The sequence below is a fragment of the Thermosynechococcus sp. JY1331 genome, from assembly GCF_031583475.1.
In the GTDB taxonomy this organism is placed as follows: Bacteria; Cyanobacteriota; Cyanobacteriia; order Thermosynechococcales; family Thermosynechococcaceae; genus Thermosynechococcus.
Map to the genome: position 1 here is coordinate 1,878,081 of NZ_CP134180.1, position 25,180 is coordinate 1,903,260.

Genomic DNA, 25,180 nt, shown 5'->3' on the forward strand with positions numbered 1-25,180 from the left:
TCACAGTGAGCAATCATGGGCTACCGTAATCGCGCGATCGCCATTCTCTTAGCCTTGGCCGGCATCTTTCTCCCCGGACTCCATAAGTTTTATTTGCGCCAACCCCTGTGGGGTGGTGTTTACCTCATGCTGGGGCTACTCTTTTCGACAGTGCCCTACGGTTCTTTGGGGAGCATTGCTCACATTGCCTGTGTGATTGAGGCCGTGTGGTATTTGTTTCAGGGAGCCGATGCCTTTGATGCCGCCTTCAATCCTGAGATTAGTGCCGTCGTTCCGAAGCTCCCCGCGTCTCGTCTTGAGGAAGCGAATTAATACCGCCAGTAGCGACGACCCTGCCAAAAAATCCCCACGGCTGTGCCAATCAGGAACACCTCTGTGAGTGGAAAAAATAGGGGGCGCAGTCCCAAGGTGCCGCTAAAAAAGCTCAAGAACACACTGGCCATTAGGACACACAGAAATAACGCCCAGAGGGTGCCGCTATAGATCGGCGCTGGGTTAAACCACACCTCCAAAGAGATCACTGCCACCATTCCAAGGCCAATGCTCAGACCAAGGCGGACTAACAGACCCAAAGGAGGCTGAAGTAGGATGATCAACGCCTCGCCGACAGATGCGATGGCACCGGCAATATAGTAAAGCCCCGTATCAAACAGCGCTGCAAGCAGGGCAACAAGAAGACCTGTGGGCACCAGCGATCGCCAAGGCAGTGCCTTAAACTGTTGCCAAGGATCGGACACAAGCAAGACTCACAATAAGTATGTGGGTAGAACCTAGGGCATAGGTAGATCGCCGAGGCTCATTTCCAGTTCCATGCGCTGTTCTATCTGGCGCAGAAAATACCCCGTCATCATGGCTGAGGCCAATAACCCCGCAAGGTTGTCGCGATCGGTGGCAATTTGGACATTAAAATCCTCGGAGGGAAGGCCGCCCACGAGACCTTGGACATTCTGGCTGATAATTTGGCGAATTTCTGGACTGACGGAACGGGCAATACGGGTCAAAACTTCTGGCGATTGGCTTTGCAGGTACTTCAGGAGCAGATTGGGCTGCCCATCATCCGTAGAAGACTGGTAGAAATTAGCGTTTCCGGGATCAAAAACCATAGGCAGTGCTCGTTAGTTATGTTAACTATATGTTACCAAACCAAAATGCGCTACTAGAGCGAAGACTCCCGTGCTACCTGCTCTACCTGTAGAATAGACCTCAGCACTCGGTGAGACTGAATACACAAGGATTCTTGCATGACCGCCCTCGATCAGCTTCAGCCTGCCAACCCCCGGGAAGTCAATATCTTTGCCCCCTATATGCGTGCTGAGAAACGTCCGCTGCTGCCCTTGGGCATCGCCCTCTACCGTTTGGGGAAGTTGGAGGGACAACGGGGGATTGAAGGCGGTAACAATGTTGATTTTATTGCCACATGGACAATCGCCAATTTGCCGGCGGATTTATCCCGTTGTACGGTGACCTTTGATAATTCGCCTGATCTCCAGTACGAAATGTCCATCACCACGTTTGAACTGGTGGATCATCTCATTGATGTAATTATTAACTATAAAAAACATCGTATTGCCGATTTTTCCAAAGCGTTTTATCGTAAGCTGTTACGGCTTGACTAGGGATAGCGTGTTCAGGGTTGGGGTTGTGGGAGGAGTAACTAAACGGTGGCGAAGCATTTATTAATTGGTTCCATTGTGCCCTATAGCGGTAAGTCGGCAACGGTTTTAGGCTTGGCCAAGCTCTGTCGCGATCGCCATCTGCGCATTGCCTATGGTAAGCCCTTGGGCACCTACCAACCCGCTACCGAGAGTGAAGACACTGAAGCCGATGTCAGTTTTTTACAGCAAACCCTTAACCTAGAGAATGTGCGACCCACATTGCTCACGCTGACGCCAGAAGTGATCAAGGCACGGCTCATGGGCACAGATCAGCAGGATTATCGCCAAGCCCTAGCAGCCTATCACACTATCAATAGTGAAGACTTGGTGCTCCTCGAAGGGCCAGCCACCTTAGCCGAGGGGCGGCTGTTTGATTTGGGGTTAGCTCAGATGGCAGCGGTGTTGGATGCACCCATTTTACTGGTGGTGCGCTACGAGTCCCCCTTGGTGGTGGAATCGCTCCTCCTCGCCAAGTCGGAATTGGGCGATCGCCTATTGGGGGTGATCATCAACGATATTCCCCAACCTGAAGCCCAACCCTTGCCTGCCATTCGCCAATATCTCGAGGCACACCAAATTCCAGTTTTTGGTATGTTGCCCCGCAGTCAGTTGCTGCGCAGTGTCAGTGTCAGGGAATTGGTACGCCAGTTAAATGCGGAAGTGTTGTGCCGCCCGGATCGCTTGGATTTGCTGGTAGAAGAACTCACCATTGGGGCAATGAACGTCAGTGCTGCCTTGAAGTATTTCCGTAAAGCAAACAATATGGCGGTGATTACCGGGGGCGATCGCACCGATATTCAATGGGCGGCCTTGGAGACCTCCACCCACTGTCTGATCCTCACGGGGCATTTGCCGCCTTCCCCTGCGATTCTTGCCCGTGCCGAAGAGTTGGAAATTCCCATTCTCTCGGTGGACTTAGACACCCTAACAGCCGTGGAAATTGTGGATCGTGCCTTTGGTCAGGTGCGCCTCCATGAAATCGCTAAAGTCAAATGCGTCGAACAAATGATGCAGGAGCATCTGGAGGGCGATCGCCTGTTAGCACAACTGGGACTCTTGACCGTTGAGGCCTAGCGCTGGAAGGTTAAGGCAAAAATCAGAACTTGGGTCGGCGTCTTGCCATCAAAGTTGTTGTCGCCAATGATGTAGAGCGATCGCGCCCCATCAGCTAAGGGGGGACCCAAGCTCATCCCCTCCAAATTGGTCAAGGGAATCCCCAGCGTCTTGAAATCCAAAATTAGCCGTTTCTGCACAGGGCGGAGAGTGCGCAGATCAACCGGTAACGTAGCCATGCCAAGGGTATCTGTTGCCCCCGCTAGGGATACTTCAAAAAGCTTAATGCCATGCCCCACCCCCGGACTATAGCTGCGCTCCAAGCTCAGAAAATGGCCACCATTGTCAAGGGCGAGTAGCTCCACAAGGCCATTAAACACGGCCTCTGAGGCATCCAAGGGATAGAGATGCTCCGCCACCAACACAGGGGCAACATCCCCCCGCAGGTAATGGAGCAGGCGGCAGTAAATGGGGATATTGGGGCGGACATCTTGGGCAAGGGCCGATTCAACGCCGACAAACAGGCGATCGCCCGCCGGCGAAAGCGTCAGTGCCTCAAAACCAAGATTATTGCGAATGCCCTGCTGACCATTGGGGAGATAGTACTTGGGCATAGGGAGAGCTGCAATGGTTCGTCCATTCGCGCGCTCAAACTCTTTGATCCAAGGGGGGCTAGCCGTGGCCGTTACCCCTTCACTGCTAATTACAAGGTGCCCCTCAGGCGTCAGCGCAATCCCCTCAGTGTCGGCAGTGTTGGGCGGATACACCTCACCATTCGTCTGCTGCAGAAAGGTTACGTCCTTGGGGGTAATGGTTTCGGGAGTGATTTCGAGGGTGTAAAACCGAGGTTGCTGGCGATCGTCACTAATGGCATAGAACTGCTGTTGACGCGGATCGTAGATCAAACCCGACAGCCCCCCCACCTCGGTATTCTGCCACTGGCTGCCAACAGCTAATTGCACTTCGCCACGAAATTCCACCCCGACGTTCAGAAACAGGCGCTCCTCTGCTCGCACTTGAGGGAGGGCACATCCCCACAGGAAGCCAAGGAGCAGAATTGCCGTTAGCAGGTGTCGCCAGGGCATGGGTGTGTCTTAGCGGTTGCGGTTTGTGCCTTGACCGCCCCCCTGTTGATTTGGGCGCTGGGGAGACGCGGGTTGATTCGCTTGATTCGGTCGCTGGGCATTATTGCCACCGCTCTGTTGCACGGCAAACTGAATTGCCTCAGGGGTTTGTACCAGTTGAATTTGACCCGCCACAGGATCGTTGGTGCTCAACATGGTTGCCACCAAATTATCCAGCATGACGACGCGAATCCCGGTATCCTTGGCCAGTTCAGGACGCTGCTGGCGGGCTTGATCCACTTCCCGTTGGAGTTGGGTTTTATCAAAGTAAAAGGGAATAAACCGCTGGGTGCGGGTCTGGCCGTTTTCGCGCATTTGGGCTTCAATGGCAATGGGGTTGCCTGTTTTGCTATCTGCTAGGAAAAAGAGGGGGGTACCGCCCATGAACGGCCTACCATCCTTGGTGAGAATTTTGCCATCGCGTTCCACTAGATCGCCACTTTGTTTGAGCAGATTCACCGCTGCTTCCAGTTGCGGTCTGGAGGGGATAATGTCCACACCAATGGCAGGATTTTTTTGGCTTTCGAGGGCAATTTTCACCGCCCCACTGAGAGCGGCTGCCGAGACCCGCGCCACGCGACCCACCTCCGGCTGCTGGGTTTTAATGGTGTTCAGGGCAGTTTGGGCATCCTGCTGATTGACAAAGAAGGTAAAAACTTGAATTTTCTTGCTTTGATCTTGGGGATTGGGCATCTCAAAGGTCAGCGGTTCCCCCTTATCATTGGTGATCATAAAAATGGGCACATTGTTGAGGATGCGCAACACTTGTTCTTCGGGCAAGGCAGTGGCAATGTCATAGCGGCTGATGGCGGGTGCTAGCCATAGGCTACTCACTAACCCTGCCAAAACACCCAAGTGTGCCAATCTTTTCATACAGTCTCCTAATTCATGCTTGATTGCAGTCGGTTAACTCTCCCAATCCCATTCTTCACGTGTGGAGAGAGGGGCGATCGCCCTGTAGTACCTAACTCACACCAAAACTTATGCACGTAACAAGTGAGTATTTTTACATATGAAGTACTCCCTTTGCTTTCCCACCCTAAGCCAATTTGACGCAAGGGACAAGAGGCAAGTTTCTAAACTCTATGGGGAACTAGCGTTCAGTATCTAGGGAGCCTATACTGGTGCTGCTTTGGAACCAGCCCTTGCGCCAGAAAAAGAAAAATAAACTGCCCGCCACGGTAAGCATGACCGCCCAGCAGGCTGGATAGCCCCAATACCACTCCAGTTCAGGCATATTCCAAGGGGAGGTATCGGGATCAAAGTTCATGCCATAGATACCGACAATAAAGGTCAGCGGTATGAAAATGGTCGAAATGATCGTCAGAATTTTCATAATTTCGTTCATTTTATTGCCAACGGAAGAAAGATACACATCCATCAAACTGGCCGCCAGTTCACGGTAGGTTTCCACCATATCTAGCACTTGAATGGCATGGTCATAGCAATCTCGTAGGTAGATGCGCACTTCCTCGGAGAGAAGGGGGCTGGGATCGCGAATCATGGCATTGATGGCATCCCGTTGTGGCCAAATGGCACGGCGCAGCGCCAGTAATTCGCGGCGCACTTGGTGGACTTCTTCGAGAATGGCGCGACTAGGACGGGTAACTACGGCATCTTCTAATTCCTCAATACGCTCGCCGTAGTCTTCTAGAACCGGGTAGAAGCCATCAATAATGGCATCCAAAAGGGCATAGGCTAAATAATCGGGGCCATAGCGACGAATGATGCCGCGACTGGTGCGAATCCGCTGCCGAACCATGTCAAAACAATCCCGTTCAGGTTCTTCTTGTACTGTGAGCAAGAAATGCGGCCCCAAGACAAAGCTCACTTGTTCAGTATAAAAGCCGTGTTCATTGTCCTTGGGGGTGACCATGCGGGTAATCAGCACAAGGTAATCGTCATGATCCTCAACTTTGGGGCGCTGGGGGACATTGACAATATCTTCAAGGACAATGGGGTGCAGGTGAAAAACTTGGCCAAGTCGCCGCATCACGTCTTCATCGCCAATCCCTTGAACATCTATCCAACTGACGGAGGGACTGCTGAGGTAGGGGCCACATTCTTCCGGCGTTTCTAAAACGCGACGGCTGGCCTGATCCGGCTGATAGTCAATGAGAATAATTGTCGGCGGTGGCGCATCGGCCTCAATACTGAGGGTACCGGGCATGGCGCCGGGTTCATCAAAGAAGTAATCTTCGAGATAGTTATCTTCTTCCTCGGCGGGGGGTGTGGGGTCTGGCGGGGCAGCACTACGGAAAAAGTGAAAGGGTTTTCTGGCCATAAAGGGGGAAATCGACGGAGTGCAAACGGGCTAACTAGAAACCTAGGGCAAATGGGGCGGCAACGTCCCAAAATCGCCTGAAAAGTTAAGATTTTTAAGTGTAGTGGCATTCACGGTGGGAGCGGTGTGGTGAATTCTCAAGTTTCGAGAACCTCAGTGCCAACTTGGGTGGCCATTGCCCAACTGTTGCGGTGGCATAAGCCTGCGGGTCGTTTGATTCTCCTCATTCCGGCGCTTTGGTCGTTAACTTTGGCGAGTGAGGGCTTGCCGTCGTTGCAGTTGCTGCTGATGATCACGGTGGGGGCGATCGCCACCAGTGCGGCGGGCTGCATTGTCAATGACTGCTGGGACCGCAATATTGACCCCCATGTGCAGCGGACTCAAAACCGCCCCCTAGCCAGTCGCCGCCTCTCCCTCAGTGTGGCCTTGGGCTTGATGGTGATTGCCTTCCTCTGTGCTTGGGGATTGACGTTTTACCTCACTCCCTTGGGGTATTGGCTGGCGGTGGCCGCAGTGCCGGTGATTCTGCTCTATCCCTTGGCGAAGCGAGTCTTTCCCATTCCGCAACTCGTTTTGGCAGTGGCTTGGGGGTTTGCTGTCCTCATTCCTTGGGCAGCGGTACAGGGACGCTTAACCTTGACCACCGCGTGGTTGTGGGCGGCAGTGGTGATGTGGACATTGGCCTTTGATACGGTGTATGCTATGCCCGATCGCTCTGACGATCGCCGACTGGGGGTAAATTCCAGTGCCTTATTTTTCGGTGCCTATGCGCCCTTGGCGATCGCGCTATTTTATGGGCTGACGGTGGTGTTCCTGATCATTGTTGGCTGGAGTGCGGGACTCACTTGGCGATTTTGGCTGGCCTTGGCCGTGACCACCTACTTTTGGCTGCGGCAATCTCTACAAATTTATACCCACGAACGCCGTGACACCCAAACCACAACGCTCCCCATTCAGACCTATGGTCGTTACTTCAATGAAAATGTCTGGTTGGGCTTTTTGCTCTGGGTGGGGATGTGGTGCCCTAGGCCTTAGTCAAGAGCTTGGGGGAAACCTGCCACGGCACAATGGCCAGAATATCCACTTGGGCACAATATTTGAGATCGGCTTCATTGCCAAGGTTGAGCAGGCGCTGCCCGTGGCTGGAATGGTGAAAGAGGGTCAATAGATCATCTTGGTAGTAGCGGTACAAAGCAGTGGCAGCAATAGTTTCGTCATTACCCGCAAGGGCTTCGAGGGGGGCATCCTGCTGACCCCAGAGGTGATGAATCAGCGCGCCAGCACAGACGGTATCTTCGAGGGAATAGCTACCTTCCCAGCCCGAACCAACAATCCAGATGGTTTCCGGTTGATGTTTTTGGACAAACTCGGCAACGGCAGCACGGTTGACAAGGGCGGCGGCAAGAACGAGGGGACTGGCTTGAATTCGCTCAAGGGAACGGGTGCCATTGGTGGTGCTCATAAAGAGGCGACATCCTTTTACCCGCTCTGGCAAGCATTCAGCAGGAGAGTTGCCCATGTCAAAGCCAGCAACTTTTTTTCCACCCCGTTCACCAACGCGAATCCGCTTGGCTGCCGGCCACTGCTGACTCACTTGTTCTAGCTCTGCTAGATCACTAAAGACTTGAACGGCTTCTGCACCAGCGGCAAGGGCAGTGGCGATCGTAGTGGTTGCCCGCAGGACATCAACAGCAATGGCACAATCGGGTTGCCAGTCGGCTGGTACACGCTCTGGTGTGTGGTAAGTATAGATTTTCATAAATGGAAGGAGAGCTTGGCTACGATGATCCTTGATACATAAAGTATGTCACCATTGGGATCACTGTAGCGGCGATTAGCAGGGCAACGACGATAATTGTGGCGGAGCGATCGTCGGTTTCCTCTTTGCTCTTGTAGGTTTTCTCGACAACCACTTCGCGTACTACGGGCGGGCCTGGATCCGGTTCGCCTTTGAGGACTTTCGCAAGGCGATCGACGGTGTCAAGGACTGATTGATTGTAGTTGCCATCCCGTAGGGGCACCCGCATCGTTTCTTGGACAATACTTTCGGCAGTTTCAGGATTCAAGCGTTCGGCCACGGCCTCGCCATAGTGAATCGCTGTGCCATTGGTAACGGTATCGAGGGCAATGATCACCTGATTGGCTTGGGACTCAGGATCGGGAAACCACTGGTTAAAGAGGTCATCCACAAAGCTCTGGGGGGTTTCACCATAGTCGAGGCGGTGCAGTGTAACTACATGAACATTGATGCCCGTTGCCTCGGAGAGGTCTTGGAGCGATCGCCCGACACTGCCTTGGGTGACGGCACTAAGCACATTACCTTCGTCAACGACCCCGGCCGCTGTTTCCGGCAAAGGGATATCGATCGCGCTGGTTGCCCAGACGGGGGTGACCCACAACGTACTAGCGAGTAGTGCCAGCAAAAGATAGCGAATGCCGTTTTTCCAAGCCACTTGCCAATCCATCTGTGCTTAATCCTGTATCTCTCAATGCAATTTTCTCAGATGTTGCTTGCAAAAATAAATTTTCTTCTAACAAATCTTAAAACGATGGCCAGAAAATTGCTTTACCAAGGAGCGTCCACGAGTGTAAAGCCTGCCCAAAAATAAGGTGCTTGGAATCTTGAATATCTCAGAAGGTGTAATTGAGCCTTTTGCAGAGCAGCAACTTTACTAGCAGTGTGGTGCAGATGGCTATAGAAGTGTTCCATGAGTTCTAGGGTACCCGCATCACTCACTTGCCAGAGGCTAGCGACGGCACTTTTGGCACCCGATTGAAGGGCAAGACCCGCAGAGCCTAACTCCGCGCGATCGTCTCCCAGAGCGGTTTGACAGGTACTCAAAACCAGCAGTTCGAGAGGGGGTTGCTCTAGATTCAGTTGGGGGAGGTTTTGCAGCGTGACTGTTTCACTGCCCCACAGTTGAATAAAGGACTCTTGGGCTTGACCGGGGCGAAACAAGGCATGGGTAGCCAGATGAACGATGGAATAGTTACCCTGCTGCCGTTGTTGCGTTAGGTTGGCAACAGTAAAGTCACGATTGAGGAAGGTGGATCCGCCCCAGAGTTGTTGGATGGCACTTAATTCTTGGGGGACTGCCGGCAGTGGACTGAGGCGATCGAATTCTGAAGCCCCCATTGCCAAGACCGTGGCATTTTTGAGGGGAGCATAGTCAGTTTTGATCAGGTTAAACGCTGGAATTAAGGCAACACCGTACTTTTCTAAAAGCTGCTCACTACTGCCAAAGGAGGCAGATAAAAACTGTTGGCGTGGATCCGCCACTGAGCGGCGAAAGTCTTGAACCGTAGCCATCAGATCAGCTTGCGACACTGCTGGCACAGTCAGCAACAGTGGCTCTCCCTGTAGAGAGGTAACTAAGAGCTTAATCTCGTTGGCCGTTGGTGCCAAGTGCAAAAGAGCTGTGTGCCAACCCGTACGCTTGGACATTTGCCTGAGAATGCGCTGAATGGCAGAGGGATTGAGTCGCCGACTAGTAAATTGATTTTGAAAATAAACTTCATATTCCCGTTGCCAAGTGGCCTCGCGACCTGTGAGAAATTCCCCTGCACCAGCGGGTAAGGCACTTTGAGCAATGGACTGAAGAGACAGCACCAACACCAGAGCAATACAGATTCGGAGGAGGTATCGGTGCATCTTTAGTGTTCCAAGAAAGTGTTGTCGTTCTAGCCAAGCTATATCTTAGCCAATGCACCATTCAAGTGTTTTTTTCAGAGGAGAGACAGTGACTGCCAATGCAGAATTCAACACTGGACGATAGACATTGAGCCAGCGAGTAATGGTGGACTCGTTGCGATGGAGCAACTAGGCAATTTGTGGACGGCTTTTGGATGGATAGTCCCCTCGTTTAAGACCTATAAGCTTAATGTTACAAAGAGCTAGCAAAAATCATTTTTCCTTGGCATAGCTGTAGGCTCGATGCCACGCTTTTGCCTGACTAGGGCGGGTGATCCGCATCCAGTGACGACTCAGGGGAGGCGAGATGAGAGTGTGCAGAAGCAGCCACAGGGTTTGTAATTCACTGGGGGCTTTTTGCCATTGCCAACGGTTGGGTTCACAAAAAAGTAAGGTGACCAATTGGCGGTATTGAGCCAAGGTCAGGGGGTCAAAGTAAATCTCTAGGGTCGTTGGATTGGGCATATCAACAACTTGGCCGCTGAGGTCAATGCCTGACTCCAAAAGCCGACAGGTGAGGGGTACACCCATTGCGGAGGGGGGGAGGGGTTGATGCAGATGCACGATCGCCCCCCCTTCAGAAAGGCGAATTGTCGTGCCCCACAGGGCAGTGGTTTGATCCCAAGCGAGATGGAGTTCAACGGTTTGCTGGACATTGAGCCAATCATAGGGATCGGGGCGGGGGCGTTCGATGAGGCTGTAGAGGGCAAGGGCGAGAATTACCAGATTGTAGAGGTTCCAGACCCATGCCAGTAGTAGTCCCTTGGTGTGTAATGCCTGCCAATTTAATACAGCGGCCGCCACAGAGAGAAGAAAAAGCACGAGGAGCGGTGCCGCTAGGTGCCACTGAAAATGGTAGCGATCGCGATAACTCCCCTTGGGAGTCACCCAAAAGCCGCGACCAAAGGGACGCAACAACGTGTCAATCACTGTCAATGTCAACGGCACACACTGAAGCACAGCATAAATATCAGATACCAAGGCAGAGCGACTTTGGCCATTGAGCCAGCGGAACGTACTCAACAGCAGCCAGTAGTAGGGCACAAAATAGTAGAGCCACTGCCCCAGGGTGGTTTCAAGGGGGACGACACCCCAAAAGGCGGCAATCAAGGGCAACAGCAGCAATAGCAACCGCATGGGACTATGGAACCATTGCGTGATCCCCTCTAGGTGGGCAAGGCGCTGAAGCCCAGTGAGATTGGGTACCCGCAGTGGACTTGCCGCAATGAATAATCCTTGGAGGGTGCCCCGTGCCCAGCGTTGACGTTGACGAATATGCGCCGTCATTTCCTCTGCACACAAGCCCGCACTGAGACTTTCATTCAGGTAAATCAACCGATGACCTGCTGCCGCCAATTGAATTCCTGTGTAGTAGTCCTCGCTGAGGGATTCAGTAACAAAGCCGCCAATGGCCTCGAGGGCCGATCGCCGCACCACAAAGGAACTGCCGTAGCACAGCGCTGTTTCAATGCCATCCCGCAGGACTTGATAATGACGGGAAAAGATTTCCACCTCTTGGGGTAGGTGATCCTCGAGGCCAAGGTTACGGGCAATGGGATCGGGATTGTAAAAGCTCTGGTAGGTTTGGACAAGGCCGATATCAGGGGTCTGAAAAAAGCCCACAGTGCGGGTGAGAAAATTTCGAGTGGGAACAAAGTCAGCATCAAAGACCGCAATCAGTTCACCCTTGGTCTGCGTAAGGGCATGGTTCAGGTTGCCCGCTTTGGCATGGCGATTGTCTGGACGGCTGAGGTACTCACAACCCAGTTCACAGGCCAATTCCCGTAGGGCAGGGCGACGGGTATCGTCAAGAACATAGATACGTTTGTGGGGATAGTCGAGGGTTTGGCAACTGACAATCGTGCGTCGCAAAATCGTCAGGGGTTCATTGTAGGTCGGAATAAAAATATCCACCCAAGGCTGATAGTGGCCACTTTTGACCGCAAGGGCAGCAGCATCCGCTTCAGGACGACGATTTTTGATGTGCAAGAGGAGGTAGAGTTGCAGGCCATAGCCCGCCATCATAAAACCTTCAATCGCCAGTAGGAGTAGGCTAAAGGTGGCCTCTAGGGGAGTGCGTAGATTGAGGGTAGCCAGCGATCGCCACAGCAGATAATGCAGCATCACGGCCATTAAACTGCCAACGACAATGACCCGCGCCCACTGCTGCTGCACTTTCCCCCAGCGCAAAACAATACTGCTGAGAAGCACCATCAAGCACAATGGCCAAAAAATCCACGGCTTGTCCAAGTGTTCAATGGCGAGCCAAGGAGGGACAGGGGGCATCGCTGGAGCCTCAAGCAACTGAATAGTAATGTAACGAAATGTAAACCAACCATTGGACAGGGACAATATTTCCAAGGTTCCCCGCAGTAGCGATCGATCGCCCCCAGCCGTATGTCAGGATCAAAATCACCAAATGCTGATCTAATGCTGATCTAATACTATGACCGATGCCCAAGAGGGGACAAAGCTACCCCCCTTTATTTTTCACAACCAATTCCAAGGCTGGATGGAAGTCTATGCGCCCGTTCAACGCTACGAGAGCTATTTGAACAATCACCAAGAATGGTTTCACCGCTGCGCCCATCCCATGAAAACAGAACCTGTGGGCAAGCATGGCTACATTCTCACCATTGGCCGCTATGGTTCCCATGGCTATGAAGTGGAACCCAAAATTGGACTGCACCTACTGCCCCAAGAGCAGGGGGTCTATCGCATTGAAACAATTCCTGTGCCCGAACAGCCGTTTTTGAACTATGAGGTGAATTTTCAAGCGGCCATGGCCTTGGTACCGATGCGAGCCACCCCTGAGACGGATAGCGACCTGTTGGCGCTGAATGTCATTGATTACACGCGGGTGAATTGGGAACTGGATTTGCGGGTGGAAATGTACTTTCCGCGGTTTATCTACCGTTTGCCCCATGGCCTGATTCAAGGGACAGGCAATCGCGTCTTGGCTCAAATTGTCCGCCAAGTGTCCTACCGCCTCACGGCAAAGGTGCAGGATGATTTCCACAAAACCATTGGCCTCGATTTGGGCAAACGCTGGCGCCGCAAACGATTCCATGCTGAGCGGGTGCGCACCCTTACCCCTGCGTCAGTGCCTGATACGCCTGACGAGCCTGGTTCACCTGCTGCTTGAGCATTGTGACATCCGTACCCAGTTGACTGCCCATACCAATGGCGATCGCCCCTGCTTTCCAGAGGGGTACCACATCCCCCCAACCAATACCGCCACAGGGAATGAGGGGAATCTCGGCAAACAGGGGTCGCACAGCCTGCAGATAGCTCGCCCCGCCTACGGCCACGATTGGAAAAACCTTCACTGCCGTTGCCCCCGCCCGCCACGCCTGGAGAATTTCTGTGGGCGTTAATGCCCCCAAAATCAGAGGACAATTGGCCGCCTTTGCGAGGGGCACCACCTCTAGGGCTGTATGGGGGGTCACTAAAAATTGTGCGCCAGCAGCGATCGCTCCTTTAACCATTTCTGGGTTTTGCAGGCTCGCAGCGCCAATGGTGCAGTGGGGAGCGTCTTGACGGAGTTGTTGCAAGACGCCAGCAGCATCGGGGGTTGTCCAAGTCACCTCTAGGCAGGTGAAGCCCGCTTGAATACAGACTTGAGCGTGGGCGATCGCTGCAGTAGGATGAGCAGCACGCACCACTGCAATCAAAGGCAGGCCTTGCAAAAACGCTAACTGCTGCGGCTTGGGCATAGCGTCATAACCATTGAGCAGGGGGGTGGGAGGGCAGTGATAAGATGAAAACTCCGCCTACCCCTAAACTACGGTATATTGGCAATACCCTTGCGGAGTTTTTGATGGGCGATAGCATCAAAGTCCTGAGTGAAAATCGCCAAGCGCGCTTCCAATACGAAATTCTGGAAACCTATGAATGTGGTCTCGTGTTACTTGGCACTGAGGTCAAATCCATTCGGGCTGGAAAGGTGAATTTACGGGATGGCTTTGCCCGCATCCGCAATGGTGAAGTTTGGTTGATGAATGTGCACATTTCGCCCCATGAGAGCACTAACCAATCCTACAACCATGACCCCCTGCGCGATCGCAAGCTCCTTCTCCACAAACAGGAAATTCGCAAGCTAGTGGGCAAGGTGGAACAAAAGGGGCTAACCCTTGTGCCCCTGAAGCTTTACCTAAAAAATGGGCGGGTCAAGGTTTCCCTAGGGCTAGCCCGTGGTAAGAAGCTCCACGACAAACGCCAAGACCTCAAGCAGCGCCAAGATAAACGGGAGATGGAGCGGGCAATGAAGCAGCGGTAAACCTAGCTTTGGGGAGTGGGTATGGGATCAATGTTGGTTTCCGTGCCGATGGGCGTTGCAGGGGCAGGGATACTCCCGGTTGCTGCTTCCCAAGAGTCATTGGTGAAATACACATGACCCAGCACTTGCCCCTCATAGGTGCGCCGCGTTAGCCGCCAAGTGGGTTCCAGATGAAACTTGAGAAATTGCCCTTCCTGCATACCGTGGGTGCGGCCAATGACCATACGTGGGCCACCGCGATTGCTGCTGCCAACAAGGAGTAACTCGCCATCCCCCTGTTCAATGCGCAGACCATACTGCAACCCTAAATCCTGTTGCGCCACCCGAATCGAGTAGCCATTGCTATCCGTAGCCCGCCCACAAATGCCCGTAAAGTCAAACGTCGTCAACAGTGGGTCAATCACCACGGGGTTGCTGCCCGACTCACTCCAGCAGGGACGAGTATCCTTAATTTGCTCCACCACTAAGAGGCGATAGCCACCGCGGGCAAGGGGCACGGCCATCACGACATAGCGGCTTTGATCCACTTCCGTTTGTGTAAACATGCTGGCTTGGGCAGGCCGAGGGGCAATTGTTCCCAAACAGGCCACCGTCAATAAGCTCAGGCCAAATTTTTGCCAGTATTTCATAGGGACACTCCTCAGCAGAACTCGGAGGTTTTGACAGTTAAATGGATTCTACTGTTCCTCTACGATCCACGCCGATCAACTATCGAAAATCTAGGAATTATTTTTCAGCCACCGTTAGGCATCAATGGTGAGCGGTCAAATCGAGGCCAATCACTTGGGTATGTTGACCCCGCGCTTGGGTGACGCCAATCGTGCGCTGAGCCGCTTCAATCATTGGTCGCCGCAGACTGACAACAATAAACTGCGCCTCTTGGCTCTGCTGCTGAATCATTTTGGCAAGGCGCTCAACATTGGCACCATCGAGAAACATATCCACCTCATCAAAGGCATAGAAGGGGGAAGGGCGATAGCGTTGTAGGGCAAAGATAAAACTGAGGGCCGTGAGGGATTTTTCACCCCCCGACATTGAGGCCAAGCGTTGTACGGGTTTCCCCTTAGGATGCGCCACCAGATTCAGACCCCCGGCAAAGGGATCCTCAGGACTTTCCAGTTGCAGATAGCCATCGCCATCGGAGAGGGTGGCAAAAATGGTTTGGAAGTTGGCATTGACGGCATCAAAAGCTTCACGGAAGGACTGGTGGCGCAGGGTGGTGAAGTTCTCAATCCGCAGTAGGATCTCCGTGCGCTCCGCTTCTAGAACGGCGAGCTTCTCCTGTAGCTCATTAAGCCGCCCTTGTGTCTCCTCAAATTCCTGAATCGCCAACATATTGACGGGTTCCATGGCACGCAGCCGTTTTTCGAGGGCTTGGCACTGCTGTTGAATGTCGCTGAGGGAGAGATTGGCGGGCACTTCCGGCCATGGCTGGGGTAAAGGGGGTGCCTCGATGGTGCTGAATTCCTGAAGTTGGGCTTGCAGCGTGGTGAGGGTGTCGCTGGCTTTTTGGTATTGCCATTCCAGTTGTTGGTAGTCCTTTTGCTGCTGTCGTAGTTGGTAGTCTTGGCGATCGCGATCGCCCTTGAGGTGGCTAAGGCGGGCGTCCAATTCCCTCAGGGCAGTTTGCGTGCTTTGAATTTGCGTCGCTAAGTCCCCAAGCGTCTGATCGAGGGCTTGCTGCTGATAAAGCGTCTCCTGTTGGGCTTGGCGCAGTCGCTGAATCTCCTGTTCTGTTTGTTTTAGGTCTCGTGCTAGTTGCTCGAGTTGACGGTGGCGATCGCCCAAGACTTGATCCACCGCTTGCAGGGCAGCCACATGATCCGCGTGGATTTTTTCCTGTGCCTGAATTTGTTCCTGAAGCTGCTGCCACTGCTGATGGCTGGGATTGGCTTCAAGGGCATTGAGGGTAAGGCGTTCGGCGGCGAGTTCTGCTTCGAGTTCAGGAAGACGAGCCTCTAGGTGCGCGAGTTCAGTCTCTGCGGCGGTTAACTCTTGGCTAAGGTGCTGCTGTTGGCGCGCTAAGTCTGCTTGCTGGCGGTTGAGGTGCTGCTGTTGTTGCTGAAGTTGCTCCCATTGCCGCTGGCGATCGCGATGGCTTTGGCGGGCGTCACTCAGGGCTTGGCTCAGCTCATTCACTCTCCCCTGTTTTTGCGTGCGCTCTTGAATGAGGCGATCTAACAGGCGTTCCAGTTCCCCAAGGCGATCGCGCACCTGTTGGACTTCTGCCGATTCTTGGGGGGTGGCTCCCTGACCAAAACGGAGGGTATTTGTCCGATTATAGCTACCCCCGGTCATTGCCCCTGAGGGTTCTAGCAAGTCTCCCTCTAGGGTGACCATCCGATATTGCCCTAGGTAGGGTCGCGCCGCCTCAAGGCTCTCAAAGACCAGCGTACTGCCAAACACGTAGGCAAAAATGGGGGCATATTGCGGCTCAAAGGTCACAAGATTCAAGGCATAGTCAATACAGCCTGCCAAGGAGATAAGGGGTAGGGTCTTGGGACGTGCCATCTTGTTCAGGGGCAAAAATGTCGCTCTACCAGCCCGTTCCCGCTTCAGGATGGCGATCGCTGCTGCCGCCACACTGTCATCCGCCACAACGATATTGCCTAGGCGTGCCCCGGCCGCAATTTCCAAGGCCAGTTGATAGCGGGGTTCCACTTGACCGAGCTGTGCCACCAGCCCAAACACGCCGGGGAGATCAGCACTTAAAATGAGCCGCGCCGCAAAACTCCCTTGGCTTTCCTGAACCGCCTGTTGCCGTGCTTCCAGTTGATCCAGTTCTCGCTGCTTTTGGCGCTGTTCTCGCTCAAGGCGTTGATAGGTTTCTTCTGTTAAGCTCAATTGTTGCTGCGCTGTGGCCAGTTGTTGGGCGAGGTTTTGTAGTTGCTGCTCCTCTTGTTGGACTGCTGCTGCAGCTTTTGTGAGCGCGTCTTGCAATTCCAATTGTTGAGCTTCTAAGCTGGTGGCCGCTTGGTGCAATTCCCCCTGCCGTTCCCGCAATTGTTGCGATCGCTCCTGAAGGCGAGAGAGTTCACTGCGACTCGGTTCCAGTTCGTGGATCAGGGCATCAATCCGCTGCCGTCGCTGACTGTGCTCCTGAAACCAAGCTTGGGCTGCCGTATTCAACTCCTGAGCTTGCTGCCGTAGGGCGTCGAGGGTGGCTTGGCTGGTGGCAACCGCTGTCACTAAGGGGGGGCGATCGCCCTGTTGCTGTTCTAACTCTTGAGTAAGTTGCTGTTGCTGCAACCGTTGACTGTGGTACTGGGCTTGCCGTTGCTGGAGTTGTTCTGCCAACTGTACCTGCTGCTGTTGGTAGGCCGTTTGCTGGCGTTGACACTGCCGCTGTTGGGCGTGGAGATCCGCCAACGCTGCTTGCAGGCGGAGGTACGTTTCTTCGCCGAGGGCTTTCACCTGTTGATTGAGTTGTTCTAGGGTAACCGTTGCCGCTGCCATCTCCCGTGCCTTTTGTTGCAGTTGCTCTTGGCGTTGGGCTTGTTCTTTTTGTAGCGTCTGAATCTGTGTTTGTAGTTGCACCTTTTGCGCTTTGTGGGCTTGCCATTGGCGCACCAGCAGCCATTGCTCTCGCTCTTGCAGTTCTAGCCGTAGGGCTTGATATTTTTCCGCTTGCAGGCGATCCCGTTGCAGGCGATCGCGCTGTTGAATCAATTCCTGCTCAACAATGCGAAAGCGTTCTTCGCGCTCCTTGACTGTATCTAATTTTTCGCGAGCTTGGGCAATCTTGCGGTCAAAATCCGCCACCCCCGCCAATTCGTCAATAATTTCCCGCCGTGCCTTGGCATTCATAGAAATGATACTGGTGACATCCCCCTGCAAGACCACGTTATACCCTTGGGGATAGATACAAAATGCCTGCAACTGGTCGTGCAGTTCATTGAGGGTACAGGGTTGATCATTCACCGCGTAGGTCGAGGTATAGGTGCCCTGCTTGGTTACCCGCAGTCGCCGCGTCACCCGCCATTCCGTTTCAGCATCTAGTGCAAAGGTCACCGTGACTCGCGTTTCGACAACACTCTGGCCACGCCGCGTTTGGCTATGGTTCACCAAATCTGGCAATCGTTCTGCCCGCATCCCCTTAGACCCCGCAAGGCCGAGGGCAAAAAGCAACGCATCCAAGAGGTTCGACTTCCCTGAACCATTGGGGCCTGAAATGACCGTAAACCCCGGCAGCAGCGGAATCACGGTTGTGCCGCCAAAGGACTTAAAATTCGTGAGTTCTAACTGCTTGATGTACACAGCCAAGGAGCGTGCCTAACCGTTTCATTATGCCCAAAGATGCTTCCCTTGTTTGCCACGGAAAATCAAGCTAAAATCAAATAACTCATAGTCGTTTCGAGTTTGTTTTAGCCATGACACCGCCACGGATTGAAAACGTTGTCATTATTGGTTCTGGCCCTGCGGGCTACACAGCAGCCATCTATGCCGCTCGCGCCAACCTCAAGCCCTTTATGTTTGAAGGCTATCAAATTGGGGGGCTGCCGGGGGGACAACTCATGACCACCACCGAAGTGGAAAACTTTCCCGGCTTTCCGGAAGGCATTCAAGGGCCGCAACTGATGGCACGGATGAAGGCGCAAGCAGAGCGCTGGGGCACAGAAATGGTCACTGAAGATGTGATTCAGGTGGATTTTAGTCAACGCCCCTTTCTCATTAGCTCAGCCGAGCGGCAGGTCTATGCCCACAGCGTCATTATCTGTACGGGTGCCACGGCCAAACGACTCCATCTCCCCGGCGAAGAGCAGTATTGGACTAAGGGGGTCTCCGCCTGTGCCATTTGTGATGGGGCAACGCCGATTTTCAAGGATGTGGAGTTGGCGGTGATTGGCGGCGGTGATAGTGCAGCGGAGGAAGCAGTGTATCTCACTAAATATGGCTCCCACGTCCATCTTCTTGTGCGTAGTGACAAAATGCGCGCCAGTAAGGCGATGCAGGATCGGGTCTTTGCCAATCCTAAAATTACGGTTCACTGGCAAACTGAAGCACGGGAAATCCTTGGCGATGGCAATTTAATGACGGGTCTGCGGATTATTAACAAAGCCACGGGGGAAGAATCTGTGCTGCCGGTGCGCGGCCTATTCTACGCCATTGGTCACACCCCCAATACGCAACTGTTCAAAGATTTTCTGGAATTGGATAGTGTGGGCTATATCGTCACCCACCATGGGACACAAACGAATGTGGCAGGCGTCTTTGCCGCAGGGGATGTTCAAGACCATGAATACCGCCAAGCAGTAACAGCGGCAGGCAGTGGTTGTATGGCCGCCCTTGATGCCGAACGCTGGCTCTCGGCGCGGGGGCTAATTCAGGAGTTCCACCAAACGGAAACCGAGACCAAACCCGCAGAAACGGCGAAGCCTACGACATCTCCAGAACAGGCGTTTGATCCCAATGCCATTAAGCATCGGGGTAGCTATGCCTTGCGCAAGCTTTTCCACGAGAGCGATCGCCTGCTGCTGGTGAAATATGTCTCGCCCACCTGTGGCCCGTGCCACACCCTCAAGCCCATTTTGGATCGACTGGTCGAGGAGTTTGACGGCAAAGTACAGCTCATTGAAATTGACATTACTGAAGATAGCGCGATCGCCGAGCAAGCAGGGGTTACCAGTACACCCACGATTCAACTCTTCAAGAACAAAGAACTCCTAGAAGTGATCGTGGGGATGAAACCCAAGAGTCAGTACCGCGAGACCATCCAACGCTACCTTGCTTAGGCTCTAGCTAGTCAGGGGCATGATCAGCGGGATCGGACTGCTGACCGTTGCAGGTCTGGCGGCGGGCTTTGTCAATGCCATTGCCGGTGGGGGAACACTGATTAGTTTCCCGGCCTTGGTGGCGATCGGCTTGCCGCCAGTGGTTGCCAATCTCACGAGCACGGTGGCTTTGGTACCCGGTTACTTGGGGGCGACAGTGGCGCAACGGCAGGATCTGAAGGGTCAGCAACGGCGCCTTGGTTGGCTCTTTCCCAGTGCGGTGGCCGGGGGCATCACAGGGGCAATGTTACTGTTGCACACCAACGAGGCACTCTTTAATGCCTTGATTCCCTATTTGCTGCTTTTGGCCGCCGTCCTCTTGGGGATTCAGGGGCAGGTGCGGGCTTGGTTACTGCGGCGAATCAGTGCGCCAGCCGTATCTGAAGTGGGAGCTATTCCCCTTGTGTTTCTAGCGGCGGTCTATGGCGGCTATTTTGGCGCGGGGGTGAGTGTGATTCTACTCGCCGTGCTGGGCATTGTTCTCGGGGAAAGCTTGACGCGCCTCAATGGCTTGAAGCACATTTTGGCCTTTGGAATCAATGTTGCTGCTGCCGCATTTTTTGTTGTATCGGGGGAGGTGGTGTGGCCCGTTGCCTTGGGGATGGCGATCGCTACCATTGTTGGCGGACTTTTGGGGGGTAAATTTGCCCGTGCGGTTAACCCGCTGCTGTTACGCCGTACAGTGGTTCTTTTGGCCGTCGTACTGGCACTCATTTACTGGCAGCGACAGCGATAAATGCCCCCACCGCAGATGGGAAATTCCCTGAGGTTGGTCAAACAAAGCCCGTGACGAGGATTGAACTCGTGGCCTCACCCTTACCAAGGGTGTGCTCTACCACTGAGCTACACGGGCAAAAATTCCCAGAGCTTTATCATAGCCCATTGGGGGAACAATTGCACAGTTGGCTGCGAGTTTTTGCTAAAAATTGCGACGAGAGAAAATCCAAGTGGCGATCGCCAGCAGTGCTACCGTATAAATCACGCCATAGAAGGCATTGGCCACGAGTTCCGGTACAGAGGGCAGCATGCCATAGACCGCTGTATTCTTAAAATCCAAGCGGGATAAATCGGGAAAGATCAGATAGAGAAACTGCATCAGTTGCCGTACGGCATCACTCTCCATCTTTTGGCTGAGGATCACCAAGTTTTGACTAAAGTGCCCCATAAAGTACAGTGCCACCGTTAACAGCGTGGCAATCAGGGAACTGGTGAAACTGCCAAAGAGCAAAGCGGCTGCCGTCAAGAGGGCGAGTTGCAGCGCAATGTAGAAAGAGGTCACCATCAAAGGTCCTGCGGGATAGGCAAACTGATTCAAGCTCATCAGAATAAACAGAATCAGCGTCATCAGTGCTACCAGTACCAGCAGAACCGCCGATAGACCCAAATGTTTGCCAATAATAAATTCCGCGCGACTGATGGGTTTCGCCAACATCACTAAGATCGTGCGCTTTTCTATCTCTTTATTGAGCAGACCACCCCCGACAAAGGCAGCAATCAGCAAGCCAAAGAGGGAAATTCCTGCCATCCCCACATCAAGGCTAATTTTGTCTTGGGTGCCTGCTGACACCTGTCCCAAAATCACAACCGCCAAGGCGAGGCCAATGGCAAAAACAGCAGTGACGTAAAGAACCCGCTCCCGCAGGGTTTCATTGAAAACATTACGGCTAATTGTCCAGAGGCGACTCACCGTTAACGGCAACATGTCTGGTACCCCTTGAATTTACTCTCCTCTCAAAGAATACCCAATTTTGCTTTTTCGATAGCCTCGGCGTTCATAGGGAGAGCCGCTTGCTGTTTCACGGAGCAGTGGTATCTACGGCGGGGGCAGAGAGGTCAACGTCTTCATAAAACTGTTCAATAGGCACTTTGAGGTCAATGCTCCTCAACTCAACGCGATCGCCCGCGCGGTAGCAGCGCAGCAGCCAATCCCCCCCTTCATTTTTCTGGTAAATGTCGATCGCCATTTCCTCTGAGCTAGCGAGCACATAATCCACGAGGTTGGGGTTACGACGGTAGAGATCAAACTTTTTGCCGCGATCGTAGGCTTCGGTGGCGGGTGAGAGCACTTCCACAATCAGACAGGGATAAGTGATGAAAAAGGGACTCTGGCGATCGCGATCGTCACAGGTGACACTCAGATCGGGATAGGTAAAATTCGATGTCTCAAAAATATTCACGCGACAATCAGAAGTATAGGTTTTGCAGCCTTTACCCCGTAAGTGGGATTTAATAATTAACAAAAAGTTACCAGCAATATCGCTGTGGTTTCTTGTACCACCCGCCATCGCATACACGTAACCATCAATCAACTCATGTCTTTCTAACTGCTGCTCTTCCCACGCGAAGTATTCTTCTGGTGTGAAATAGCAATCGCCCGTCTCCTTGGCAGTCACCATTCTCTGTATTTCTCGTGAAAACCTCACTTCTTTAGGATAGCTCGCCCTTTCCCTGACATCGCAAAGCCAACGTGCCACAATAGGCGGTGGGGACGCAGTTAGGAGATTGAACGTAGTTCTTTTTGGAGAGGGTGCGACGTGTCCCTAAGTTCAAGTCTTGATTCCCACACCCCTGAGGTAGCCATCCTGCGGGTGAGCGGCTTGCGTTGTGCTGGCTGCGTGCGATCGCTGGAAAATCAGTTAAAAGAGCAGCCGGGCGTAGATGCTGCGGCAGTCAATCTGGTCACGGGAACCGCCGTTGTCACCTATTCCCCCGCTGAGACGACCCCCAGCGCCATTGTCGAGAGCCTAAACCAAGGTCGCTTTCAAGCCACCCTCGCAGAAGCCAATGCCCTTTTGGAACTGCCCACGGCCTCTGAGGAAACCTCTTTGCCAAGGTTGGCGATCGCCCTTGTGCTCCTTGTTCTCTCCAGTGTCGGCCACGGGATTGATCTGCTGCCGGGGCACTGGCCCATGTTAGAGGCAATGATCTGGCATTGGGGGCTAGCAACCATTGCCCTTGTCCTACCGGGGTGGGAGATTCTGCGGGAAGGAATGATGGGCCTGTTCCAACGTCGCCCGAATATGAATACGCTGGTGGCTCTGGGCGCCTTGGGGGCTTACCTCACGAGTACGGTGGCGTGGCTCTGGCCGGCCTTGGGCTGGGCGTGTTTCTTTGATGAACCGGTGATGATCCTTGGCTTTATTTTGCTGGGGCGATCGCTGGAGCAACGGGTACGTCAACAGGCACAACGGGACTTGCGATCCCTCCTTGCGCTTCAGCCACAACAGGCGCTATGGCAACCCAGTTTGACCGCTAGCGATCGCTGGCCCATTCCCGTCAGTCGTATCCAAGTCGGGGACTGGCTGTGGGTAGATGCTGGAGAACCCTTTCCTGCCGATGGCACGATTGTGACCGGGGAAACCCTGGTGGATGAATCCATGCTCACAGGGGAATCTCTACCGGTGGCCAAGGGGGTGGGGGCATCCGTTCTGGCGGGCAGTCGCAATGTTGGTGCTGCCGTTACCCTACGGGTGGAACGCTGTGGTCGTGCCTCATTTTTGGGGCAGATTCTAGACCTCGTGGTGCAGGCACAAAATCGCAAAGCACCGGTGCAGCAAATGGCGGATGGGGTGGCCGGCTATTTTGGCTATGGGGTGCTAGCCTTGGCGGCAGCAACGGCTCTCTTTTGGAGCGCGATCGCCCCCCATTTCTTCCCAGAAATCACCAATAGCACACCCCTATTGCCCTTAAAGCTAGCCTTGAGTGTTCTGGTGATTGCCTGTCCCTGTGCCCTTGGCCTTGCCACCCCGATCGCGCTGCTTGTGGGCACCAGTCACGCCGCTGCCAAAGGCTTAATTATTCGAGGTGGTGATGTTCTTGAGCGCAGTCAGACGTTGGACACAATTGTGTTTGATAAGACGGGGACACTGACGACGGGTGAACTGGCAGTGGCCGAGATCAAGCTCTATGGCGATCACTCCTCTCAAGAGGTGCTGTATCTGCTAGCCAGTTTAGAGCGCGAGAGTCGCCATCCCCTTGCAGTGGCGATTCAGAAGGCGTGGGTTGCGACCGGCCAGACAACAGAGCTAGCAACGGTGACAGAGGTGGAAACTGCCCTCGGACTGGGGATCAGCGGTTGGATTGAGGGGCATTACTATCAGGCGGGTCGCCTCAGTTGGCTGCGTGATCAGGGGGTTGACTGCCCTTCCCTAGAAGTGGAAACCCATGTGGCCTTGGCCTGCGATCGCCAGTTGATTGCCGTTGTGACCTTTCGCGATCGCCTGCGCCCGGAGGCAGTGAGCACTGTTCAAGCCCTGCAAGCCCAAGGCTATGCGATCCATGTGCTGACGGGAGACACGGCCAAAGCCGCACAGCAACTCCTAGAACCACTAGGCTTACCCGCAACCCATCTTCACACAGACCTCCAACCGCAACAAAAGCTGGCTCTTATTGAAGGTTGGCAAGCCCAAGGCAAAACCGTGGCCATGGTCGGGGATGGCATGAATGATGCGCCAGCTCTAACGGCAGCTCAGGTGGGGATTAGCCTTGGTACGGGTACAGAGGTGGCCATTGAAGCAGCGGATATTATCCTCACCCGCAATCATCTAGAGGATGTGCTCGCTGTGCTAAGCCTTAGCCGCACCACCTTCCGCAAAATTCAGCAGAATCTTCTTTGGGCAGTAGCCTACAATATCGTCGGTTTACCCCTTGCAGCCGGTGTTGGATTACCCCTATGGGGCCTTAGTCTCACCCCCGGAATTGCTGCCGCTTGTATGGCTGTGAGTTCGATTGCCGTTGTCCTGAATTCCCTAAGCCTCAGTCGAGCAAACTAGCTCGCGAATCTGTTGGGCATTGGCGCGGGTCAGCCGTTTCTTGTGGGGCAGGACAACCACCGCAGGTCCCCGTTTGCATTCCCCCATACAGCCCGTCGCCTTCAGGGCAATGGGGAGCTGTTGTGCCTCTAGTTCTTGCCAGAGTTCCTTGGCACCCCGCCGACAGCAGGAGGATTTTTGACAAATGAGCACCTTACAGGGCTGAGAACGCTTTGCCGCTGCGGGTTGAGCCGTTGCTAAAAATTCTAAATGACTGGCCTTGTATTGCTTGACCCAGCCATCGTACTTATCGCTGATCATTCCCTCTAACCGCAGGCGATCGCCCACCTTGGGGGGGTGCGCTAACTCACGGCGCAGGGACTTTTCTAGCTTAATCCAGACCGTTCCTGTGGCGGTTTTTAGAATCACGACTTTGGGTCGCCCCTTCTTATAAAAGACCTCTTCGACAGTGCCCTCAAGGGAAAATGTCGGCAAATCAATAACACCCAGACCCATGAACGTCAAACCTTGTTAGAAATTTTTCTCAACAAATTGAGTCTAGCATACAAGGG

General features: G+C 53.6%; 24 protein-coding genes and 1 tRNA gene. 9 read left to right on the top strand and 16 right to left on the bottom strand.

Annotated elements, in window-relative coordinates; genetic code table 11:
- The first annotated feature begins 15 nt into the window (after nt 1-15).
- Nucleotides 16-312, top strand: a complete 297-nt coding sequence (locus RHJ31_RS09160) for a TM2 domain-containing protein (RefSeq protein ID WP_302676392.1) — start codon at nt 16-18, stop codon at nt 310-312.
- Here the strand turns inward: RHJ31_RS09160 and RHJ31_RS09165 are convergent.
- Both RHJ31_RS09165 and RHJ31_RS09170 read right to left on the bottom strand, forming a co-directional pair.
- On the bottom strand, nt 309-737 hold the full coding sequence (locus RHJ31_RS09165) for a hypothetical protein (protein WP_302676393.1): 429 nt from the start codon (nt 735-737) through the stop codon (nt 309-311). The two genes, RHJ31_RS09160 and RHJ31_RS09165, sit on opposite strands and share 4 nt — an antisense overlap.
- Nucleotides 738-770: 33 nt before the next feature.
- Nucleotides 771-1,103, bottom strand: a complete 333-nt coding sequence (locus RHJ31_RS09170) for a DUF760 domain-containing protein (protein WP_206199507.1) — start codon at nt 1,101-1,103, stop codon at nt 771-773.
- Nucleotides 1,104-1,241: 138 nt separating this feature from the next.
- Here RHJ31_RS09170 and ebsA point away from each other — a divergent pair, with 138 nt between their 5' ends.
- Together ebsA and RHJ31_RS09180 are read left to right on the top strand one after the other, a co-directional pair.
- Nucleotides 1,242-1,616, top strand: a complete 375-nt coding sequence (ebsA, locus tag RHJ31_RS09175) for a type IV pilus biogenesis protein EbsA (RefSeq protein ID WP_206199506.1) — start codon at nt 1,242-1,244, stop codon at nt 1,614-1,616.
- Nucleotides 1,617-1,661: 45 nt separating this feature from the next.
- Nucleotides 1,662-2,729 carry a phosphotransacetylase family protein gene (locus tag RHJ31_RS09180; protein WP_302676394.1) on the top strand — a complete coding sequence of 356 codons (1,068 nt, stop codon included), beginning with the start codon at nt 1,662-1,664 and terminating at the stop codon, nt 2,727-2,729.
- Here RHJ31_RS09180 and RHJ31_RS09185 read toward each other — a convergent pair.
- The 3 genes from RHJ31_RS09185 to corA form a co-directional block, all read right to left on the bottom strand.
- Entirely contained in the window at nt 2,726-3,793 is a 1,068-nt protein-coding gene (locus RHJ31_RS09185; protein WP_302676395.1) for an esterase-like activity of phytase family protein, read from the bottom strand. The two genes, RHJ31_RS09180 and RHJ31_RS09185, sit on opposite strands and share 4 nt — an antisense overlap.
- A gap of 9 nt (nt 3,794-3,802) precedes the next feature.
- Nucleotides 3,803-4,705 carry a Tic22 family protein gene (locus RHJ31_RS09190; RefSeq protein WP_302676396.1) on the bottom strand — a complete coding sequence of 301 codons (903 nt, stop codon included), beginning with the start codon at nt 4,703-4,705 and terminating at the stop codon, nt 3,803-3,805.
- A gap of 220 nt (nt 4,706-4,925) precedes the next feature.
- Entirely contained in the window at nt 4,926-6,116 is a 1,191-nt protein-coding gene (corA, locus tag RHJ31_RS09195; protein WP_302676397.1) for a magnesium/cobalt transporter CorA, read from the bottom strand.
- A gap of 156 nt (nt 6,117-6,272) precedes the next feature.
- On the opposite strand from corA, the gene RHJ31_RS09200 reads away from it, so the two are divergent.
- Entirely contained in the window at nt 6,273-7,151 is an 879-nt protein-coding gene (locus RHJ31_RS09200; RefSeq protein WP_302676398.1) for a 4-hydroxybenzoate solanesyltransferase, read from the top strand.
- On the opposite strand, the gene RHJ31_RS09205 is transcribed toward RHJ31_RS09200, so the two are convergent.
- From RHJ31_RS09205 to RHJ31_RS09220, 4 genes are all read right to left on the bottom strand, one after another.
- Nucleotides 7,141-7,875: a 2-phosphosulfolactate phosphatase family protein gene (locus RHJ31_RS09205; RefSeq protein ID WP_149818073.1), complete on the bottom strand. Its 735-nt coding sequence runs from the start codon at nt 7,873-7,875 to the stop codon at nt 7,141-7,143. The two genes, RHJ31_RS09200 and RHJ31_RS09205, sit on opposite strands and share 11 nt — an antisense overlap.
- Nucleotides 7,876-7,894: 19 nt before the next feature.
- Entirely contained in the window at nt 7,895-8,581 is a 687-nt protein-coding gene (gene psb32 / locus RHJ31_RS09210) for a photosystem II repair protein Psb32 (protein WP_302676399.1), read from the bottom strand.
- Nucleotides 8,582-8,682: 101 nt separating this feature from the next.
- Nucleotides 8,683-9,768: a CHAT domain-containing protein gene (locus RHJ31_RS09215; protein WP_302676400.1), complete on the bottom strand. Its 1,086-nt coding sequence runs from the start codon at nt 9,766-9,768 to the stop codon at nt 8,683-8,685.
- Nucleotides 9,769-10,020: 252 nt separating this feature from the next.
- Entirely contained in the window at nt 10,021-12,093 is a 2,073-nt protein-coding gene (locus RHJ31_RS09220; protein ID WP_302676401.1) for a glycosyltransferase, read from the bottom strand.
- Between the two features lie 160 nt (nt 12,094-12,253).
- Here RHJ31_RS09220 and RHJ31_RS09225 point away from each other — a divergent pair, with 160 nt between their 5' ends.
- Complete coding sequence (locus RHJ31_RS09225) at nt 12,254-12,952, top strand: DUF1997 domain-containing protein (protein ID WP_302676402.1); 699 nt, start codon at nt 12,254-12,256, stop codon at nt 12,950-12,952.
- On the opposite strand, the gene RHJ31_RS09230 is transcribed toward RHJ31_RS09225, so the two are convergent.
- Nucleotides 12,897-13,523, bottom strand: coding sequence for a bifunctional 4-hydroxy-2-oxoglutarate aldolase/2-dehydro-3-deoxy-phosphogluconate aldolase (locus RHJ31_RS09230; protein ID WP_302676403.1), 627 nt, complete (start codon nt 13,521-13,523; stop codon nt 12,897-12,899). The genes RHJ31_RS09225 and RHJ31_RS09230 overlap by 56 nt on opposite strands.
- 104 nt (nt 13,524-13,627) lie before the next feature.
- Between RHJ31_RS09230 and smpB the strand changes: the two genes are divergently transcribed.
- Nucleotides 13,628-14,086, top strand: coding sequence for an SsrA-binding protein SmpB (gene smpB / locus RHJ31_RS09235; protein WP_302677807.1), 459 nt, complete (start codon nt 13,628-13,630; stop codon nt 14,084-14,086).
- 2 nt (nt 14,087-14,088) lie between these two features.
- Here smpB and RHJ31_RS09240 read toward each other — a convergent pair whose 3' ends face one another.
- The gene (locus RHJ31_RS09240; protein WP_302676404.1) at nt 14,089-14,715 is read right to left on the bottom strand and encodes a DUF3747 domain-containing protein; all 627 of its coding nucleotides are present in this window, start codon (nt 14,713-14,715) and stop codon (nt 14,089-14,091) included.
- Between the two features lie 121 nt (nt 14,716-14,836).
- Nucleotides 14,837-18,343, bottom strand: a complete 3,507-nt coding sequence (gene smc, locus RHJ31_RS09245; RefSeq protein WP_302676405.1) for a chromosome segregation protein SMC — start codon at nt 18,341-18,343, stop codon at nt 14,837-14,839.
- 113 nt (nt 18,344-18,456) lie between these two features.
- On the opposite strand from smc, the gene trxB reads away from it, so the two are divergent.
- Nucleotides 18,457-19,818: a thioredoxin-disulfide reductase gene (trxB, locus tag RHJ31_RS09250; RefSeq protein WP_302676406.1), complete on the top strand. Its 1,362-nt coding sequence runs from the start codon at nt 18,457-18,459 to the stop codon at nt 19,816-19,818.
- 19 nt (nt 19,819-19,837) lie between these two features.
- Nucleotides 19,838-20,593, top strand: a complete 756-nt coding sequence (locus RHJ31_RS09255; protein ID WP_302676407.1) for a sulfite exporter TauE/SafE family protein — start codon at nt 19,838-19,840, stop codon at nt 20,591-20,593.
- Between the two features lie 45 nt (nt 20,594-20,638).
- Here the strand turns inward: RHJ31_RS09255 and RHJ31_RS09260 are convergent.
- From RHJ31_RS09260 to RHJ31_RS09270, 3 genes are all read right to left on the bottom strand, one after another.
- Nucleotides 20,639-20,710, bottom strand: a tRNA-Thr gene (locus RHJ31_RS09260).
- Between the two features lie 66 nt (nt 20,711-20,776).
- Nucleotides 20,777-21,559, bottom strand: coding sequence for an ABC transporter permease (locus tag RHJ31_RS09265; protein WP_206199492.1), 783 nt, complete (start codon nt 21,557-21,559; stop codon nt 20,777-20,779).
- 94 nt (nt 21,560-21,653) lie between these two features.
- Nucleotides 21,654-22,253: a Uma2 family endonuclease gene (locus tag RHJ31_RS09270; protein WP_302676408.1), complete on the bottom strand. Its 600-nt coding sequence runs from the start codon at nt 22,251-22,253 to the stop codon at nt 21,654-21,656.
- 138 nt (nt 22,254-22,391) lie between these two features.
- Here RHJ31_RS09270 and RHJ31_RS09275 point away from each other — a divergent pair, with 138 nt between their 5' ends.
- Nucleotides 22,392-24,629 (top strand): cation-translocating P-type ATPase, encoded by a 2,238-nt coding sequence (locus RHJ31_RS09275; protein ID WP_302676409.1) that lies wholly within the window; start codon nt 22,392-22,394, stop codon nt 24,627-24,629.
- Here RHJ31_RS09275 and RHJ31_RS09280 read toward each other — a convergent pair.
- Nucleotides 24,606-25,124, bottom strand: coding sequence for a hypothetical protein (locus RHJ31_RS09280; protein ID WP_302676410.1), 519 nt, complete (start codon nt 25,122-25,124; stop codon nt 24,606-24,608). The two genes, RHJ31_RS09275 and RHJ31_RS09280, sit on opposite strands and share 24 nt — an antisense overlap.
- Nucleotides 25,125-25,180 lie beyond the last annotated feature (56 nt).